General features: G+C 46.5%; 12 protein-coding genes. 7 read left to right on the top strand and 5 right to left on the bottom strand.

From position 1 onward, the window contains the following. Nucleotides 1–174 precede the first annotated feature (174 nt). The 3 genes from efp to accC all read left to right on the top strand — a co-directional run bounded on the left by efp (nucleotide 175) and on the right by accC (nucleotide 2,811). Entirely contained in the window at nucleotides 175–741 is a 567-nt protein-coding gene (efp, locus tag AB6805_RS26390) for an elongation factor P (RefSeq protein ID WP_370912452.1), read from the top strand. Nucleotides 742–878: 137 nt separating this feature from the next. Next, complete coding sequence (accB, locus tag AB6805_RS26385) at nucleotides 879–1,358, top strand: acetyl-CoA carboxylase biotin carboxyl carrier protein (protein ID WP_370912451.1); 480 nt, start codon at nucleotides 879–881, stop codon at nucleotides 1,356–1,358. A 115-nt stretch (nucleotides 1,359–1,473) separates the two neighbouring features. Further along, nucleotides 1,474–2,811: an acetyl-CoA carboxylase biotin carboxylase subunit gene (accC, locus tag AB6805_RS26380; RefSeq protein ID WP_370912450.1), complete on the top strand. Its 1,338-nt coding sequence runs from the start codon at nucleotides 1,474–1,476 to the stop codon at nucleotides 2,809–2,811. 64 nt (nucleotides 2,812–2,875) lie between these two features. On the opposite strand, the gene AB6805_RS26375 is transcribed toward accC, so the two are convergent. Then, nucleotides 2,876–3,685 carry a hypothetical protein gene (locus AB6805_RS26375; protein WP_370912449.1) on the bottom strand — a complete coding sequence of 270 codons (810 nt, stop codon included), beginning with the start codon at nucleotides 3,683–3,685 and terminating at the stop codon, nucleotides 2,876–2,878. 212 nt (nucleotides 3,686–3,897) lie between these two features. Beyond that, a complete protein-coding gene (locus AB6805_RS26370) occupies nucleotides 3,898–6,087 on the bottom strand; it encodes a glutamine synthetase III (protein ID WP_370912448.1) in 2,190 nt (729 codons plus the stop codon). 290 nt (nucleotides 6,088–6,377) lie between these two features. Between AB6805_RS26370 and purL the strand changes: the two genes are divergently transcribed. Beyond that, a complete protein-coding gene (purL, locus tag AB6805_RS26365; RefSeq protein ID WP_370912447.1) occupies nucleotides 6,378–8,603 on the top strand; it encodes a phosphoribosylformylglycinamidine synthase subunit PurL in 2,226 nt (741 codons plus the stop codon). A gap of 73 nt (nucleotides 8,604–8,676) precedes the next feature. Here the strand turns inward: purL and AB6805_RS26360 are convergent, their stop codons facing one another. From AB6805_RS26360 to AB6805_RS26350, 3 genes are all read right to left on the bottom strand, one after another. After that, complete coding sequence (locus tag AB6805_RS26360; RefSeq protein WP_370912446.1) at nucleotides 8,677–10,818, bottom strand: TonB-dependent receptor; 2,142 nt, start codon at nucleotides 10,816–10,818, stop codon at nucleotides 8,677–8,679. Further along, on the bottom strand, nucleotides 10,815–11,858 hold the full coding sequence (locus AB6805_RS26355) for a PepSY-associated TM helix domain-containing protein (RefSeq protein ID WP_370912445.1): 1,044 nt from the start codon (nucleotides 11,856–11,858) through the stop codon (nucleotides 10,815–10,817). The genes AB6805_RS26360 and AB6805_RS26355 overlap by 4 nt, the downstream gene beginning before the upstream one ends. Nucleotides 11,859–12,509: 651 nt before the next feature. Then, complete coding sequence (locus tag AB6805_RS26350) at nucleotides 12,510–13,751, bottom strand: aminotransferase class I/II-fold pyridoxal phosphate-dependent enzyme (protein WP_370912444.1); 1,242 nt, start codon at nucleotides 13,749–13,751, stop codon at nucleotides 12,510–12,512. Nucleotides 13,752–13,925: 174 nt separating this feature from the next. Between AB6805_RS26350 and pafA the strand changes: the two genes are divergently transcribed. The 3 genes from pafA to AB6805_RS26335 are packed head-to-tail and all read left to right on the top strand — an operon-like array spanning nucleotide 13,926 to nucleotide 17,106. Beyond that, the gene (gene pafA, locus AB6805_RS26345; RefSeq protein ID WP_370912443.1) at nucleotides 13,926–15,590 is read left to right on the top strand and encodes an alkaline phosphatase PafA; all 1,665 of its coding nucleotides are present in this window, start codon (nucleotides 13,926–13,928) and stop codon (nucleotides 15,588–15,590) included. Between the two features lie 49 nt (nucleotides 15,591–15,639). Beyond that, entirely contained in the window at nucleotides 15,640–16,419 is a 780-nt protein-coding gene (locus tag AB6805_RS26340) for an enoyl-CoA hydratase/isomerase family protein (protein ID WP_370912442.1), read from the top strand. A gap of 39 nt (nucleotides 16,420–16,458) precedes the next feature. After that, nucleotides 16,459–17,106, top strand: coding sequence for a hypothetical protein (locus AB6805_RS26335; RefSeq protein ID WP_370912441.1), 648 nt, complete (start codon nucleotides 16,459–16,461; stop codon nucleotides 17,104–17,106). Nucleotides 17,107–17,202: the final 96 nt, after the last annotated feature.

Here is a 17,202-nt window from a genome sequence, read left to right as displayed (position 1 = left end):
TTGATTTGAGTTTAAAATTACCGGATAAATGTCATTATTTGAATAAAAAAGCCGAAAATTGAGCCGAAAAGGGACTAATCTCTCTAATTTTGGGAATTAGTTGCTTGTTCATATGCGAAAATTTTTACTTTTGCAATCCGTATAAATTTTTAACTTAAAATCAGTAACCTATTTATGGCTACCACCGCAGATATCAGAACAGGATTAATTATCAAGCTGGATAACAGCTTGTATTCTGTTGTAGAGTTTGGTCAGAACAAAACCGCCCGTGCAGCCGCAAAGGTTTGGGCTAAATTGAAAGGCGTTGATAATAGCCGTTCCATTGAGCATACCTGGAACTCAGGTGATACTATCTTTCCGATCCGTATTGAAAAGAAACCTTTTCAGTATTTATATAAAGATGATACCGGCTACAATTTCATGGACAATGAAACATTTGAGCAGATCGCTATGCCGGAAACAGCAATCGATGCACCTCAGTTTCTGAAAGAAGGACAGGAAGTAAGTGTACAGATCAATACAGAAACTGAACAGTACATGGCTGTTGAACTGCCTGATAAAATTGTAGTACTGGTTACTTATTCTGAACCCGGTGTGAAAGGTGATACGGCTACCCGTACCCTGAAGCCAGCTACCGTTGAAACCGGCGCCACTGTGATGGTTCCGCTGTTTGTAGACGAAGGAGAACTGATCCGTGTAAACACTAAAAATGGTGAGTACATCGAAAGAGTAAAAGCATAAATAAATCATTTCTGAAATACTGGTTTTCAGAGAAAAGCAACTTTGTTTCAGAAAGATATGTTTCTGAAACAAAGTTGCTGAATGCGTGAAAAAGTATTTGTCATATTCTATATATTTCTAAACCAAAAACTGTCTACATGGACTTTAAACAGATTCAGGAACTGGTAAAAATGATCAACAAATCAAATATCAGTGAACTGAGCATTGAACAGGACAAGTTTAAGATTACAATAAAGCAGAAGGATAATGAAGTTCAGCAGGTAATCACTGTTCCTGCAGCCATGGCACCCGTTCAGGCAGTAGCCGCTGTAACTCCTGCAGCAGCTCCGGCCACCGCAGCATCAGCCGCTGCACCTGCTGCACCTGCCAAAGCAGATAACCTGGTAACCATCAAATCTCCCATGATTGGTACCTTCTACCGCAGCGCCGGTCCGGATAAAGCACCATTCGTAAATGTTGGTGACGAAGTAACTTCCGGTAAAGTGGTGTGCATCATCGAAGCAATGAAGTTATTCAACGAAATAGAGAGTGAAGTAAGTGGGAAAATTGTGAAAGTACTGGTAGATGACGCTTCTCCGGTAGAATACGATCAACCTTTATTTTTAGTTGAACCATAATAATAGCCTTTACCCGTTAGCCTTTAGCTTTCAGACTTGCCAAATGGCAGTGCGCTGATGGCTAAAGGCTAACAGCTAAATGCTAACAGCTATTATTAAACTTATAAGGAAAACAATGTTCAAAAAAATATTGATTGCCAACCGTGGTGAAATTGCCCTTCGGATTATCCGTACCTGTAAGGAAATGGGTATTAAAACGGTGGCGGTTTATTCAACAGCGGATAAAGACAGTCTGCATGTGAAATTTGCCGATGAAGCAGTATGCATCGGCAAGCCACAAAGCTCAGAGTCTTATCTGAACATCCCTCACCTGATGGCGGCTGCAGAAATCACCAATGCAGATGCGATCCACCCCGGATACGGCTTCCTGGCAGAAAATGCCCGTTTTGCTGAAATCTGTGGCGAACATGGTATCAAATTTATCGGCCCCACGCCGGAAATGATCCGGAAAATGGGGGATAAGATGACTGCCAAAGAAACCATGATTGCGGCCGGCGTACCGGTTATTCCAGGTTCTGAAGGTTTGCTCCAGAGCGTGGAAGAGGCGAAAGTTATCGCTAAAAACATGGGACTTCCCGTAATTATCAAAGCTACCGCCGGTGGCGGTGGTAAAGGTATGCGTGTGGTATGGGAAGAAAGTGAGCTGGAAACAGCCTACAACATGGCTAAAAATGAAGCCCGTGCCTCCTTCAGTAACGACGGTATCTACATGGAGAAATTCGTGGAAGAACCCCGCCATATTGAAATCCAGGTTGCGGGTGATCAATACGGTAAAGTATGTCACCTCAGTGAAAGGGATTGCTCTATCCAGCGTCGTCACCAGAAGCTGGTAGAAGAATCACCTTCTCCGTTTATGACGCCTGAACTGCGTGAGAAAATGGGGGATGCTGCTATCAGGGCCGCCAGCGCTATCAATTACGAAAGCGTGGGTACCATTGAGTTCCTGGTAGACAAGCACCGCAACTTCTACTTCATGGAAATGAACACACGTATCCAGGTAGAACACGGGGTTACAGAAGAAGTGATCAACTTCGACCTGGTAAAAGAGCAGATCAAAATTGCGGCAGGTATTCCTATCTCCGGAAAAAATTATACGCCACAGATGCATGCCATCGAGTGCCGTATCAATGCGGAAGATCCTTACAACGATTTCCGCCCTTCTCCCGGTAAAATTACTACCCTGCATATCCCCGGTGGTCATGGTGTGAGAGTGGATTCACACATCTATGCCGGCTACGTAATTCCGCCTTACTATGATTCCATGGTAGCGAAAATTATCACGATGGCGCAAACCCGTGAGGAAGCGATCAACACAATGGAACGCGCCCTGAGTGAGTTTGTAATTGAAGGGGTAAAAACAACGATTCCTTTCCACCAGCAGCTGATGCGCGATGAAAACTTCCGTAAAGGTAACTTTACCACGAAGTTTACAGAAACGTTTAAGCTGGTGTAACGGTAACGGATATACTATTTGGAAAGTCCTCCTGGTCAAACCAGGAGGACTTTTTCGTTTGCTGTTAATTATATTTAATCTCCAGTTTTTTGAAGTTGAAATTCAGGAATTGGAACTCCTGATGTGTATCTTTTGCAGTGATGCTGACCGGCAGGCCGTAGTTATTGTACTGATCTGCCACAAAGGGATTGTTAACACTGTAGTCCCTGTCGTTGAACATCCATATTTTATGAAGCTGATGCGGGTTTAATTTATCATCGTAAATGGGGTACACATCAATGGGAGGAGAGGTATTTCCCTGCCAGAAGTTAACCGTGGAAATCTTATATGCATTGCCGGCGGCATTGTAATGATAGTAAACGGTGGTTATGCCGTAATATTCTTCCGGAAATTGTTTCCTGACGGATTTTACAATCCTGTCCTTATTGTCATAGCTGAAATACTCCACTGCGGTATTATACCCGGAGGTGACTGTCATGGTACTACGATCATAGATCCCAATAGTAAATGTGCTGTCGGTTGTCACTCTGCCTTTGTTATCGGTGATGTATTTATGGGCTATTTCAAAAAAGGGGAGGTCATCTGAATAGGCGCCGATAATACATTCGAGCGCGTGTTTGTTATCATATCCTATCAGGAACTGCGGATAACCGGTTGTCACCTGTGTGGCGATCAGGCTAACCGGGTTTCCTTTATTGTTGTAAGAGATCCGGACAGAATCCAGCAGGTCGTCGTACCCGTGAATACCTTTCAGTTGCACGATCCTGTAGTGGTTGGGGCCAGGAATGATTACCGGTGGTTTGAGGCAGCTCAGGAGCAGTAAAGGGATGGCAATAGCCATGACGCAAAGCGTTTGAAAAAGTTGTCTTTTCATTTTGGGTAACTTGTTTTTAAATGATTCTGATTAAATAAACGTGGTGCGTACGGTACAGGAAAATCTAAAAGTTATATGGGGTATTGGTATATAGGTATAATATGAAGATAAGGATAATCTGAGGTTAAACCAATACTTGCTCAGGTGGATCTTAAAACAAAGCCCCGGATGAAAATCCGGGGCTAATCATACACCAAAACAATCTTACGGTTTTATCGCAAGAAAAGCAGCTCTCTGTATTTAGGCAGCGCCCATTTTTTGTCGTCCACCAGGAACTCCAGCTTATCGGAGTGGTAGCGGATAACATCAAAGTACGGCTTAATCTTTTCACAGTAGTCAATCGCTTTCTGACGGCTGTCGGTAAGCTTATTAGTTACCTTACGCGCCTCGATCATAGCCTGTACATTTTCACTAATGACATTAATATGTTCAGCTATTTTAGCAGCAATTTGTTTTTGAGCTTTTACTGATTCATCGCCGAGGCCAATTCCTTTCAGACCGTTGATATTAACTACCAGGTCGTTCAGGTAGCTGATAGCAGACGGGAGGATGGTGTTGGTAGCGAGATCGCCGATTACACGGGCTTCGATCTGCACTTTCTTCACATAATCTTCCAGCAGAATTTCGTGGCGTGCGTGCAGTTCTTTTTCGCTGTAAACGCCGGTGTCAGCATAAAGTTTGGTTGCTTTAGGAGTGATCATTGCATCCAAAGCTTTAGGAGTGGTTTTTACGTTTGGTAAACCTCTTCTTTCAGCTTCTTTCTCCCATTCTTCGCTGTATCCGTCGCCTTCGAACAGTATCTTTTCCGAATCTACAATATATTTACGAAGAGTTTGCATGATCGCAATCTCTTTTTTCTCGCCTTTTTCGATCAGTGAATCTACTTCCGCTTTAAAGTCAACCAGGGTTTTAGCCATGATAGTATTCAGAACGGTCATTGCAGAAGCACAGTTGGCAGAAGAACCTACCGCGCGGAATTCAAACTTGTTGCCGGTGAAAGCAAAAGGAGAAGTACGGTTACGGTCGGTATTATCCAGCAACAGTTCAGGAATATGACGGTGCAGATCCAGTTTCAGGATAGCTTCGTCCTGTTCGTCGAACTTGTTGTTTACACGGTTTTTAACTTCCTGCAGTACATCGAACAGGTATTTACCGGTAAATACGGAGATGATGGCAGGAGGTGCTTCGTTAGCGCCCAGACGGAAGTCATTGCTTGGAGAAGCAATAGCAGCTCTCATCAGGTCAGCGTAGTCATGCACCGCTTTAATAGTGTTCACAAAGAAAGTGAGGAACATCAGGTTGGTCTTCGGTGTTTTACCGGGAGCCAGCAGGTTTACACCGGTATCGGTGGACATGCTCCAGTTGTTGTGTTTACCGGAACCGTTGATGCCTGCAAAAGGTTTCTCGTGCAGTAACACTTTCAGTTTGTGACGTTTTGCCACTTTATTCATTACATCCATCAGCAGGGAGTTGTGATCCACTGCGATGTTTACTTCTTCAAATATAGGAGCGCACTCGAACTGTGAAGGAGCAACTTCATTATGACGCGTTCTCAAAGGAATACCCAGTTTGTAGGATTCTACTTCGAAATCGCGCATGTAAGCGTAAGCACGCTCAGGAATAGCACCGAAGTAGTGATCTTCCAGCTGCTGACCTTTGGAAGGAGCATGACCAACAACAGTACGGCCAGTCATGATCAGATCAGGACGGGCGTTCGCCATTGTTTCGTCTACCAGGAAGTATTCCTGTTCCCAACCCAGGGTACCGGTTACTTTGGTAACGTTTTTATCGAAATAGTTACATACGTCTACTGCAGCTTTGTCCATTGCAGCCAGTGCTTTCAGCAGCGGTGCTTTGTAATCCAGGGATTCGCCGGTGTAGGCAACAAAGATCGTAGGTATGCAGAGTGTTTTACCATAACCCTGCTCAAGGATAAATGCAGGAGAGGAAGGATCCCAGGCAGTGTAGCCGCGGGCTTCGAAGGTAGCTCTCAAACCACCGTTAGGAAAACTGGAAGCATCTGGTTCCTGTTGTACCAGTGCATCACCATCAAAGGTTTCCAGTGCAGTGCCATCACCTTTCAAAGTGAAAAATGAATCATGTTTTTCTGCGGTAGTGCCGGTCAATGGCTGAAACCAGTGTGTGTAATGAGTCACACCTTTTTTCATCGCCCATGCTTTCATGCCTGAAGCGATCTGCTCGGACATTTTACGTTCCAGCTTGGTGCCATTTTTAACAGAGTTCATCAGGCTTTTATAAGCCTCATCGCTCAGATATTCCCGAACAACTTTACCAGAGAAAACATTGCTGCCAAATACATCGGTAATTTTACCGTCATGTTCGGTGAGAGTGGAGTCTACGCCAGCTAATCCTTCCAGCGCTTTGAAACGTAACGATTGCATGCTGTAAATTATTTTACACAAAAGAACGCATCCATCGCTATAAATGCAAATAAATTGTTCATTTTAACTGAAAAATTACATTTAGGGCTTTAAAAGGGGTATTTTTTTATCATTTCATTAAATATTTGGAGCAGATAGACTTTAAATCTGATGAATTTAAAAATAAATAATATGATACCTGCCTGCAAAAAAACTGCAGAAAAGCCACCACAGGGTACTCTTGGCATTTGCAGGAAAATCATGTACTTTTGCGACTTCTTTTAAATATCTCGTTTTTTATACTTAAATACATGCAAACCACCGTAGAAATTGCTGAACAGCTAGGACTTACCGCTGACGAGTTTGAACGAATTAAATCTATTTTAGGCCGTACCCCCAATTTTACCGAGTTAAGTATGTACTCAGTAATGTGGAGTGAGCACTGCTCTTACAAAAACTCAATCGTTTGGCTGAAGTCTCTGCCCCGCGAAGGCGACAGGCTCCTCGTTAAAGCAGGAGAAGAAAATGCCGGTCTGGTAGATATAGGTGATGGCTACGCGGTGGTATTTAAAATAGAATCGCATAACCACCCCTCCGCTATCGAACCCTTCCAGGGCGCCGCTACCGGCGTTGGTGGCATTCACCGCGATATCTTTACAATGGGTGCACGTCCCATTGCCGCACTGAACTCCCTTCGCTTTGGTAATATAAATGATAAGAAAACACAACACCTGGTAAAAGGTATTGTACATGGTATAGGCCACTACGGTAACTGCTTCGGCGTTCCTACCGTAGGCGGCGAAACTTATTTTGAAGAATGCTACGGTACCAACCCGCTCGTAAACGCATTCAGCGCAGGTATCGTAAAAGTAGGTCAAACTGTTTCCGCTACTTCATACGGTGAAGGAAATCCGGTTTTCATTGTTGGCTCTGCTACCGGTAAAGACGGTATCGGAGGAGCTTCCTTTGCTTCTGCCAATATCACGGAAGACAGCGTAGAAGATTTACCTGCCGTTCAGGTTGGAGATCCTTTCCAGGAAAAGAAACTGCTGGAAGCCTGCCTGGAAATCATCAAAACCAATGCTATCATTGGTATGCAGGATATGGGCGCTGCCGGTATCACCTGCTCTACTGCAGAAATGAGCGCGAAAGGCGAACATGGTATGAACATCTGGTTAGATAAAGTACCTACCCGCCAGAAAGATATGAAAGCATGGGAAATGCTGTTGAGCGAAAGCCAGGAGCGCATGCTGATAGTAGTTAAGAAAGGAGAAGAAAAACCAGTGCTGGACATCTTCGAAAAATGGGACCTGCACTGCGTTCAGATCGGTGAAGTTACCAAAGATAAAAACCTGAAGTTCTATATGAACGGCGAACTGGAAGCAGATGTTCCTGCTGAAAGTATGGTACTGGGCGGCGGCGCTCCCCAATACCACCGCGCTTACACAGAACCAGCCTACTTCGCTAAAGTAAAAGCATTCGATATCCAGAATATCCCTGATACAGAACATCCGCGTTTTGTAGCAGAAAGAATGGTAGCATTACCAAACATCGCTTCCAAACGCTGGATCTACAACCAGTACGACAGCATGGTGGGTACTGCAAACGCCACCACCAACGCACCAAGCGATGCTGCTATCGTATTGGTAAAACCAACGAAGAAAGCACTGGCCATGACTACCGACTGTAACGGCCGTTACGTATTTGCCGATCCTCATAAAGGCGGACAGATAGCGGTAGCAGAAGCTGCACGTAACATCGTTTGCTCCGGTGGCGAACCAGTGGCGATCACCAACTGCCTCAACTTCGGTAACCCCTACGATCCGGAAGTGTACTACCAGTTTGTACACGCCGTACAAGGTATGGGTGAAGCCTGCCGTAAATTCAATACACCCGTTACCGGTGGTAACGTGAGCTTCTATAACCAGTCACCCGACGGCCCGGTTTATCCTACACCAACCATCGGTATGGTGGGTATCCTCGATACGCTGGATCAGCGCATCACCCTTAACTTCAAGGAAGAAGGCGACCTGGTATACCTGGTAGGCCGCAGCCGCAACGATATCAACAGCTCTGAATACCTGCACAAAATCATTGGTATAGAATATAGCCCTGCACCGCATTTCAACCTCGATGAAGAACTGCACCTGCAACAGGCAATCACCAAACTGAACAAAGCAAAACTGATCCGGTCTGCACACGATGTAAGCGACGGCGGTTTATTTGTTACCCTGCTCGAAAGCGCTATGCCATCCGGCCTGGGCTTTGAACTGGCGCTCAACAACAAATTCCGTAAAGATGCTTACCTCTTCGGTGAAAGCCAGAGCCGTGTAGTGGTAACCGTTAAGCCGGCAGATAAAGAGAAGTTCGAAGCGCTGTTACATGGTTTGGTAGATGCGTCAGATAACTCTGTACGCTACGAAAAACTAGGTGTTGTAACCGGTGAATCCATTAAAGTAAATGGGGATGACTGGGGCAATGTAAGTACCTGGAAAAAAACATATGATACCGCCATTGAAGAGCATCTGAAGAAATAATCTTCCGCTTTTCAACAACATAAAAAAGGGTTCGCATAGCTTTTATGCGAACCCTTTTTATTTCGGTGAATTATCAGAAGCTGTATTTGAATCCCAGGTTAAATCTAGCGCCACTTCCTTTGATATAGGAATCTGTACGCACCCGCCCCTGTGAGGTAACAGGATAGTAGTCGGCATTCAGCAGGTTATCCACACCCAGGCGGATGGATGCAGCCTGGCTGAAACGGTAACCGGTATATAAGTTTACCAGGTAGAAATCCCCCACAGGCCCATTGCCCAGGTCGTACTGACCGGTAGTGGCGTTTACATCAAAGCGTTTGCGTACGCCGGAATAAATATAGTACACCCCAAGATCCCACTGCTTCAGCGGGGAGTAGTTCACGTTGAATGTCATTTTATCGGGTGAAATGCGGGTGGTAGGCAAATAGGTTTTAGTGCCGTTCACCTCTTTCTTTCCTTCTACATGAGAATAAGCACCGCTGGCATACAGGTTAGGCAGGAACTGGTAGCCGGCAGTAAATTCAAAGCCCTGTACCCGTTCAGGAGCGCGCTCCGGCACGGCCACACCGTTTACATCTTTCAGGCTGGTACCAAGATCGGAGGTGCTGATAAAGTACGAACCGGACGCATTGAACTTCCCGATGTTACTGTTAAAACCAGCTTCATAATTGTTGGTGATGATGGCTTCGGTTTCAATGGTATTAATGCTGGTGGCGCCATTGCTGACTGCTTTTGCCAGTCGCAGCGTGCGACCCAGGTCGTACAGGGAGAAGCTCTGTGAATAACTCACAAAAGGATTGAATACCGGGAACTTCGTATACCGTAAGCCTGCGTTGAATACCAGCGCTTCGTAAGGAAGTTCACCGCCTTTTACAAATACGCCGCCGGCATAGTTACCAAATTTGATAGTCGTATAATCCGGGATGTCCAGGGAAATATTTTCATACCGTACGCCTGCCTTCACCAGGAAATCTTTGAAGAGTACTGTTTTCAGCTGTGCATAGGGCGCATAGTTTTTCATATTCATCTCCGGCACAAACGGACGACCGTCGGTGAGCGGCTGGGACGTTTTATCGTTAAGGATATCCACGCCCCAGGTAACATCTCCGGATAAGTTGGGATGGAAATTGAAAACGGTGTTGAAGTTCAGCCGCGCGCCCATTTTTTTGGAAGCAATGGCAGAATTGCCCGGAGGCGCATAAAAATCGGACCATTCAAATACCGTGTAGAAGTCCTGGTAGTAAAGGTTTACATTCAGTGAGGTGTTGTGTAAAATATTTTTATTGGTATAATTCACATAAGCATTGTGATTATAGGGGGTGCCTTGTTTATCACCGGGATTGGTGCCCACTACGCCAATGATCGGGCTTTTACCAAATTCGCCGCCTTCATCCACGTAGGTGCTGTTTTGCATGGTGCGGTAATAGTTGTACATCACTTCGATGCGGTTATCGGCATTGATATCATATCCCAGTTTTGCAAACAGGTTTACGTTTTCATTCTGGCTGAGCGACTGGAAAGGGGCGATTACTTCTCCGTTTGCGTCTTTGTTCACACCTGTTTGTTCATAGGTGCCACTTACCACGTAATCAAATTTATTGAGTTTGCCGGAGAAGTTCTGGGAGATGCGGCCACCGAGGCTGTTGGCGCCATTCGTAAGGGAACCGGCGGTGCTGATATCGGTGCTTCCGCTGAAACGTTTGTTCGGGTTGGCTTTGATGGTAATGAAGTTAATGATACCGCCGTCGGCGCCATTGCCATAAATAGCAGTGGAGCCTTTGATCACCTCCACTCTTTCAATAACGGATACGTCTATACTGCGCATATCTTTATCGCCGTTGCGCAGCGGGGTGGATTGCGGGATGCCATCGATCATGATGAGCATGCCGCGGCCGCGCAGGGTTTGTCCTTTGTTGGTGGAAGTATTGGTGCCCAGTGTAAGGCCCGGCACATTCATGCTGAGCAGCTGGTTAATATCGGTGGTGATCGCGCTTTGTTCCCTTAATCGTTTTCCGGAGATGATGGTAATGGAAGATGGCACGGTGCCCAGTGTTTCTTTATTACGGCTGGCAGTTACCACTATTTCATTCAGACCTACATCCGATGGTTGAATGATACTATCAGTTGTGGGCACGGGGGCACCCTGTATTTGCTGTGCTGCTGCCTGCATGATGGCTGCAATGACTATTAATGCTGCTACGAAAGCCTTCTTCATTTTCTGTTTCCGTGTATTTTGATAATAAATTTTCTGCGGTACCAGATCAGGAATCCTGATACGGATAATACGCCGGGGGTTAGGGCAAAGAGTGAATAAATGATTTTCAGGAGGATGCCGCCGTAGTTGCCGAAGTGGAGGGGAGCGATGGATGCATTGAATTTATCGCTGAAAGAGGCGTTGCGGAAGTCCACCTTTTTTTTAACGGCGCCTTGTTCATCGATGAATACCGACGAAGCGTATTCCCCGAAGAATGCGGATTCATGGGCATGACCGAGTATCCGTACCGGGTCGCCTGCTTTTTTAGGAGGGCGGAGACCGGTGGCCCGGAAGCCGGGGATGGTGGCCGCAGCTTTGATGAGCAGGGGTTCATATTCACCGGGAAAAGGAACGGCAGTATATCCTGCTTTGGTGTTTTTCCGCGCGTCAATTACTTTCAGTTCCATCATGAAGCCGGTAAAAGAAATGAGGAGGTTAAAAAGCAGCGCCCACACGCCAACGATGCGGTGCAGGTTGCGCCATCGCCGTGTACGGTTATGCCACTCCAGCGGCTGCCGGAAGGTGAGTACTTTGCCCAGCGAATGCCGGTATACAAACAGGCCGGTGAGAACGGATAAAAACAGTCCTATTCCTGTGATTAAGACGATTACAGCCCCTGTTTTGCCACTTAGCAGGGTGAAGTGCAGGTACATGACATAGCCCGTAAAATGGTCTGTATTGGCGTATTGTTGTAATATTTTGCCGGTATAGGGGTTCAGGAAGATGTATACTTTGTGATCTGCTGAATATTCGGCCCGCAGCACGGTACTTTCGCCGGGCGCCTGGGGGAGTCTTACAAAAAACAGGTAGGGATTTCCGGGAAGCGCCTGGCGGGCGTCTCTCATTTGTTCCTGCAGTGTTCTGGGAACAGCCTGCGGAGGAACGTGATAGGCATGAGCATACACCGCATGATCTATTTCATCGCTGAATACCAGCATGCTGCCGGTAATGCTTACCAATAGCAGCATAGCACCGGCTACCAACCCGGTAATTCTGTGCACGCGGAAAAATTGCTTGCTCCATTGAATGTTGAACACCTGTCTCTTATCAGTTTGACTTAAAAATATACCCGGGCGTTAACGAAAGTGCTATAGACACTTTTACCGCCTTACCCCGTCACCGCCATAATGGTTAAAAGGTTGAGTATGTATTGCTTCCGCCGCGAAGTTACCGCGGGATGCGGGAAACCGTTTACGCAAAGGGGAAAATTATTGATCGGATTGGAAAAAAATGGCTGCTTTAACATCCTGGTGATTTATTGTTGCAGTTGAAATCTTTAACAAGCCATTAACAAAATCCAACGTATGTGTTATATTTTTTGGTGAAATCTGAGCTATTTTTGATAAGCATCAATGAATAAAAAGACCGAATTAAAATAAAAGAACTCTTATAAAATACTTGGAATCACTTGGTTATTCCAATTTCTATGAAAACCAGTTGTTCTCTACCATGTCCTGATGAAATCTAATGAAAAATTACACCTAGTGAAAGAACGATTTGAAGTAAAGGGCTGACTAAAATCAGCCCTTTTTGTTTTTCCCGGTTATTTTGCCGTACCTTCTTTAGCCATAACCCCTCTGGCCTTTTCCCATTTTAAATAGAAAAGCCTTCCTGGAAAGCAGGAAGGCTTTTAATATGATAGCGTGTGTCAGTTATACCATTGGGATCTCTGCCACCTCGTACACTTTCTCGTCCAGTTTTGCTTTGGTTTCGCTGAATGCCTTGAGGGTAAGTTCAATATCCTCATCGCTGTGCGCAGCAGTGGGGATCAGGCGGTAAATGATCTGTCCTTTTGGAATAACAGGGTATACCACGATAGAACAGAAGATGTTATAGTTTTCGCGCAGATCCAGGCACATAGCAGTCGCCTCGGGGATATCGCCCTGCAGGTAAATAGGTGTTACCGGGGAATTGGTTCTGCCAATATTGAATCCACGTTCTTTCAGACCACGCTGCAGTTTATTCACATTCTCCCACAGCTTAGCCTTCATTTCCGGGTGCTGACGCATCAGCTGCACACGTTTCAGGTGGCCGATAACGATCGGTAAAGGAATGGATTTCGCGAAGATCTGGGAGCGCATGTTATAGCGCAGGTAATTGATGATCTGTTTTTCGCCGCTGATGAAAGCGCCGATAGAAGCACCGGATTTTGCAAAGGTATTGAACAGCAGGTCGATCTTGTCCTGAACGCCTTGTTCTTCACCGGTACCGGCGCCGGTTTTACCCATTGTTCCAAAGCCATGGGCATCATCAACCAGCAGGCGGAACTCATATTTATCTTTAAATGCAGCAATTTCCTTCAGTTTACCCTGGTCGCCGGCCATGCCAAACACACCTTCTGTTACCACGAGTATACCACCACCCTGGGTTTTAGCCAGTTCAGTAGCACGTTTCATCTGCTTGTCGAAATCTTCCATATCGTTATGCTTGAACACATAACGTTTGCCGGGGTGCAGGCGCAAACCATCCAGGATACTGGCGTGGCACTCTGCATCATATACAATTACATCCCTGCGGCCTACTACTGCATCAATGGCACTCATGATGCCCTGGTAACCGTAGTTCAGTAAGGTAGTTGCTTCTTTGCCCATGTAGTCAGACAGCTCATTTTCCAGCTGCTCATGGTAGTTGGTATTTCCGCTCATCATACGCGCTCCCATTGGAGAGGCCATTCCATAGTCTGCGGCAGCTTTGGCGTCGGTAGCGCGCACCTCCGGGTGGTTGGCCAAGCCCAGATAGTTGTTCAGGCTCCAGACAATCTTTTCATTACCCCGGAAGTTCATGCGGGGGCCTATTTCTCCTTCCAGTTTGGGAAAGGCAAAATAGCCGTGGGCTCTGTCTGAATGTTCCCCGATAGGGCCCAGATGTTTCAGCAGTTTCTCGAAAATATCCATACGATATATTATGTAATGGTTAATTCATTCCATTTAAAATGGACACAAAGGTATTAAAATATTACTTTTTGTAAACTTGGTTTACATTTGGCACCAGCTATTTTATGCCGTTATTGATGCCAGATAACCGTCTATCTTGTTGTATTACAGTGACTTTTAAATTATTACAATCTAATGAAATTTACACATTTCCTGGCAGTCGCATTCCTGTTATCTGCCACAGCCGGCAAAGCGCAAAACGCTCCTTCAAAGCCGCTTCATCGTCTTCCTGCTGCTAAGAACGCCAGCACCGCAGCCCGTCCCAAACTCGTTGTAGGCCTGGTGGTAGACCAGATGCGGTGGGATTACCTGTACCGCTACGCCGGCAAGTATGGCGCCGGTGGTTTTAGGCGCTTGCTGCAGGAAGGCTTCTCCTGTGAAAATACGCTGATCAATTACACCCCCACCATCACCGCCTGTGGTCATACCTGTATCTATACAGGATCCGTGCCGGCTATCCACGGTATTATCGGTAACACCTGGTACAGCCCGGAACTGGGTCGTACGATGTATTGCGCGGAAGATACCACGGTAACCACCGTCGGAAGCTCTTCCGCCGCCGGTAAAATGAGCCCCCGGAATATGCTGGTAACCACTATCGGCGACGAATTGAAGTTATCCAATAATTTCCAGAGTAAGGTGGTCGGTGTTGCTATTAAAGACAGGGGCGCTATTCTTCCTGCCGGACACAGTGCCAACGCAGCTTTCTGGTACGATGCCAGCACCGGTAACTGGGTGAGCAGCACCTATTACATGAATGAATTGCCTGCATGGGCCCAGGAATTTAACCAGCAGAAATTCCCGCAGCAATATCTCAGCAAACCATGGACTACCCTGTATCCTGCATCTACCTATACCCTTAGCACAGCCGATGAGAAACCTTACGAAGGAAAGTATAAAAATGCCGGTAACACCTCCTTCCCGCATAACCTGTCGGAGATCGCCAATACCGCTATTTCGGCATCGCCTTACGGCAATACCATGACGCTGGAATTTGCCAAAAAAGCAATGGAAGCATACGGCCTGGGAACAGGCCCGGTAACGGATTTGCTGGCTGTCAGTCTTTCCTCTCCTGATTATGTAGGCCATCAGTTCGGCCCCAACTCAGTGGAAGCCGAAGATACCTACCTGCGCCTGGACCAGGACCTGGCCGCGTTCTTCACCTATCTCGATGCGAAAGTAGGCAAGGGGCAGTACCTGTTTTTTATCACAGCCGACCACGGCGTTGCACATGTACCCGGGTTTATGGCGGAAAACAAACTGCCGGGCGGCACATGGGACGACAAAGCAGCAGTAGCCACCCTGAACGACCAGGTATCAGCCAAATTCGGTGTAAAAAATGCGGTGAAAGCCACCGATAACTACCAGTTCTGGCTGAACCACGAGGCTATTGAGCAGGCAGGTAAAAGTGAAGCAGACATCCGCCAGTTTATGATCCGGGAGCTGCTCAAATCACCCGCTGTCGCCAAAGCTTTTTCTATAGATAACCTCATGGGCACCACCTTGCCGGAACCCATGCGCACGATGTTGTCCAACGGCTTTAACACCAAAAGAAGCGGTGATATACAGGTGGTATTAACGCCTGGTTATATCGATGGTACCAATGTGGGCACCACGCACGGATTATGGTATCCTTACGATGCACATATCCCGCTGGTATGGATGGGCTGGGGTGTTCGCCCGGGTAAAACCAACCGTACTGTTGGTATGACGGATATTACGCCTACCCTGGCTGCTTTGTTGCATATCCAGATGCCCAGCGGCAATGTAGGTCAGGTAATACAGGAGATTACCCATTAAATTTTTTTTGCTTAGATTGCCATAAACAAGGCCTTGTAATTCTTTGTTTATGGCATTTTCTTTTATCCAGTATACAGTGGCGGAGCGGGTAGCTACCATCGCGCTGAACCGGCCTGAGAAGCGCAATGCGCTTAACGGGCCCATGGTAGCAGAACTCCGGGCTGCATTCCGTGAGGCGGAAGCCGATAAAGCCGTGAAAGTAGTGGTGTTGAAGGGGAACGGCGAAGCTTTTTGCGCAGGCGCCGATCTCGAATACCTGCAACAGCTGCAGCAAAATACCTATGATGAAAATCTCGCAGATTCCCGGGAACTGATGCAGTTATTCCGGGAGATCTATGATCTTGATAAGATAGTGATTGGCCAGGTAGAGGGACATGCGGTGGCCGGTGGTTGCGGGCTTGTAACCCTCTGTGACCTCAGTTACGCGGTACCGGAAGCGCTGCTTGGATATACCGAGGTGAAAATCGGGTTTATTCCGGCGCTGGTAGCTGTTTTCCTGGTTCGCAAAATAGGAGAGGGCCGCTCCCGGGAGCTGTTATTAACCGGCAAACTGGTAACAGCCGAAAAAGCGGCCGCCGATGGGCTGATCACCGCAGTGATTCCTGCTTCAGAAATCGCCCAAAAGGTAGCTAAAGTGGCTGCCAGCCTATGTAATGAAGCTTCTGCCAACTCCCTGAAAGTGACCAAAAAATTGATTGGCACAGTGTTGGACTTACCGGTAGCGGATGGGTTGGCGCACGCAGCCATACTAAATGCTGCCACCCGCGGTCATGATGATTGTAAACGCGGAATAGCTGCGTTTTTAAACAAAGAGAAGCTTAACTGGTAACGGGTCACTGAGGCCATTTTATTATTAATACACCACACTATGTCATACCGGTTGTTATTAACTTTTATCTTCCTGTGCTGCACAGGCTCATTGCTGGCGCAGCGTGTTATTTCTGATGCCAAAATCGTTTACAAAATGGAGCTGCCGCCTGAGCAGCTCCAGATGGATGCCATGCTCGAAGGCAGCACCTTTACCCAATATATGCGCGGACCACTGAGCAGGATTGATATGAATTTCAATATTGTTCACTACACCTACCTGATCAACAGTAAAACGGAAACAATGACCACGCTGATAGACCAGCATGGGAACAAATACCTGATACGCGCAGGGAAAGAGCAATACCAGAAGGACCTGAAACAATACGAAAGCATCCAGTTCCAGGACCAGTCTGAAACCAAGAAAATAGCAGGCTACGATTGCCGTAAAGCCATTGGTACTATGCCCGACGGCAAAACCTTTGAGGTGTATTATGCCCTCGACCTGGTACCGGAGAACAAACAATACAACCGTCGTTTTGTGAACCTGAAGGGTATTCCGTTGGAGTTCGAGATTATCACCAAAACCGGCTCCAAAACCAGGGTAGTAGCCACAAAGATAGAATTATACCCGATCCCCGCCTCCTATTTTGATGTGCCCAAAACAGGCTACAAGGAAGTGAGCCAAAAGGAGCTGCAGAATATGTAGCGGAGCGGAGGTTGTCTTACTCAGGATTAAACTTATTACACTGATTACGCTGATTTGAACATTTTTGATTTTAAAAGATTCGGGGAGATATAAGCG

Origin of the sequence: Chitinophaga sp. RCC_12, from assembly GCF_041360695.1 — a bacterium.
Taxonomy (GTDB): domain Bacteria; phylum Bacteroidota; class Bacteroidia; order Chitinophagales; family Chitinophagaceae; genus Chitinophaga.
This window is presented reverse-complemented; position numbering and strand designations above follow the sequence as displayed.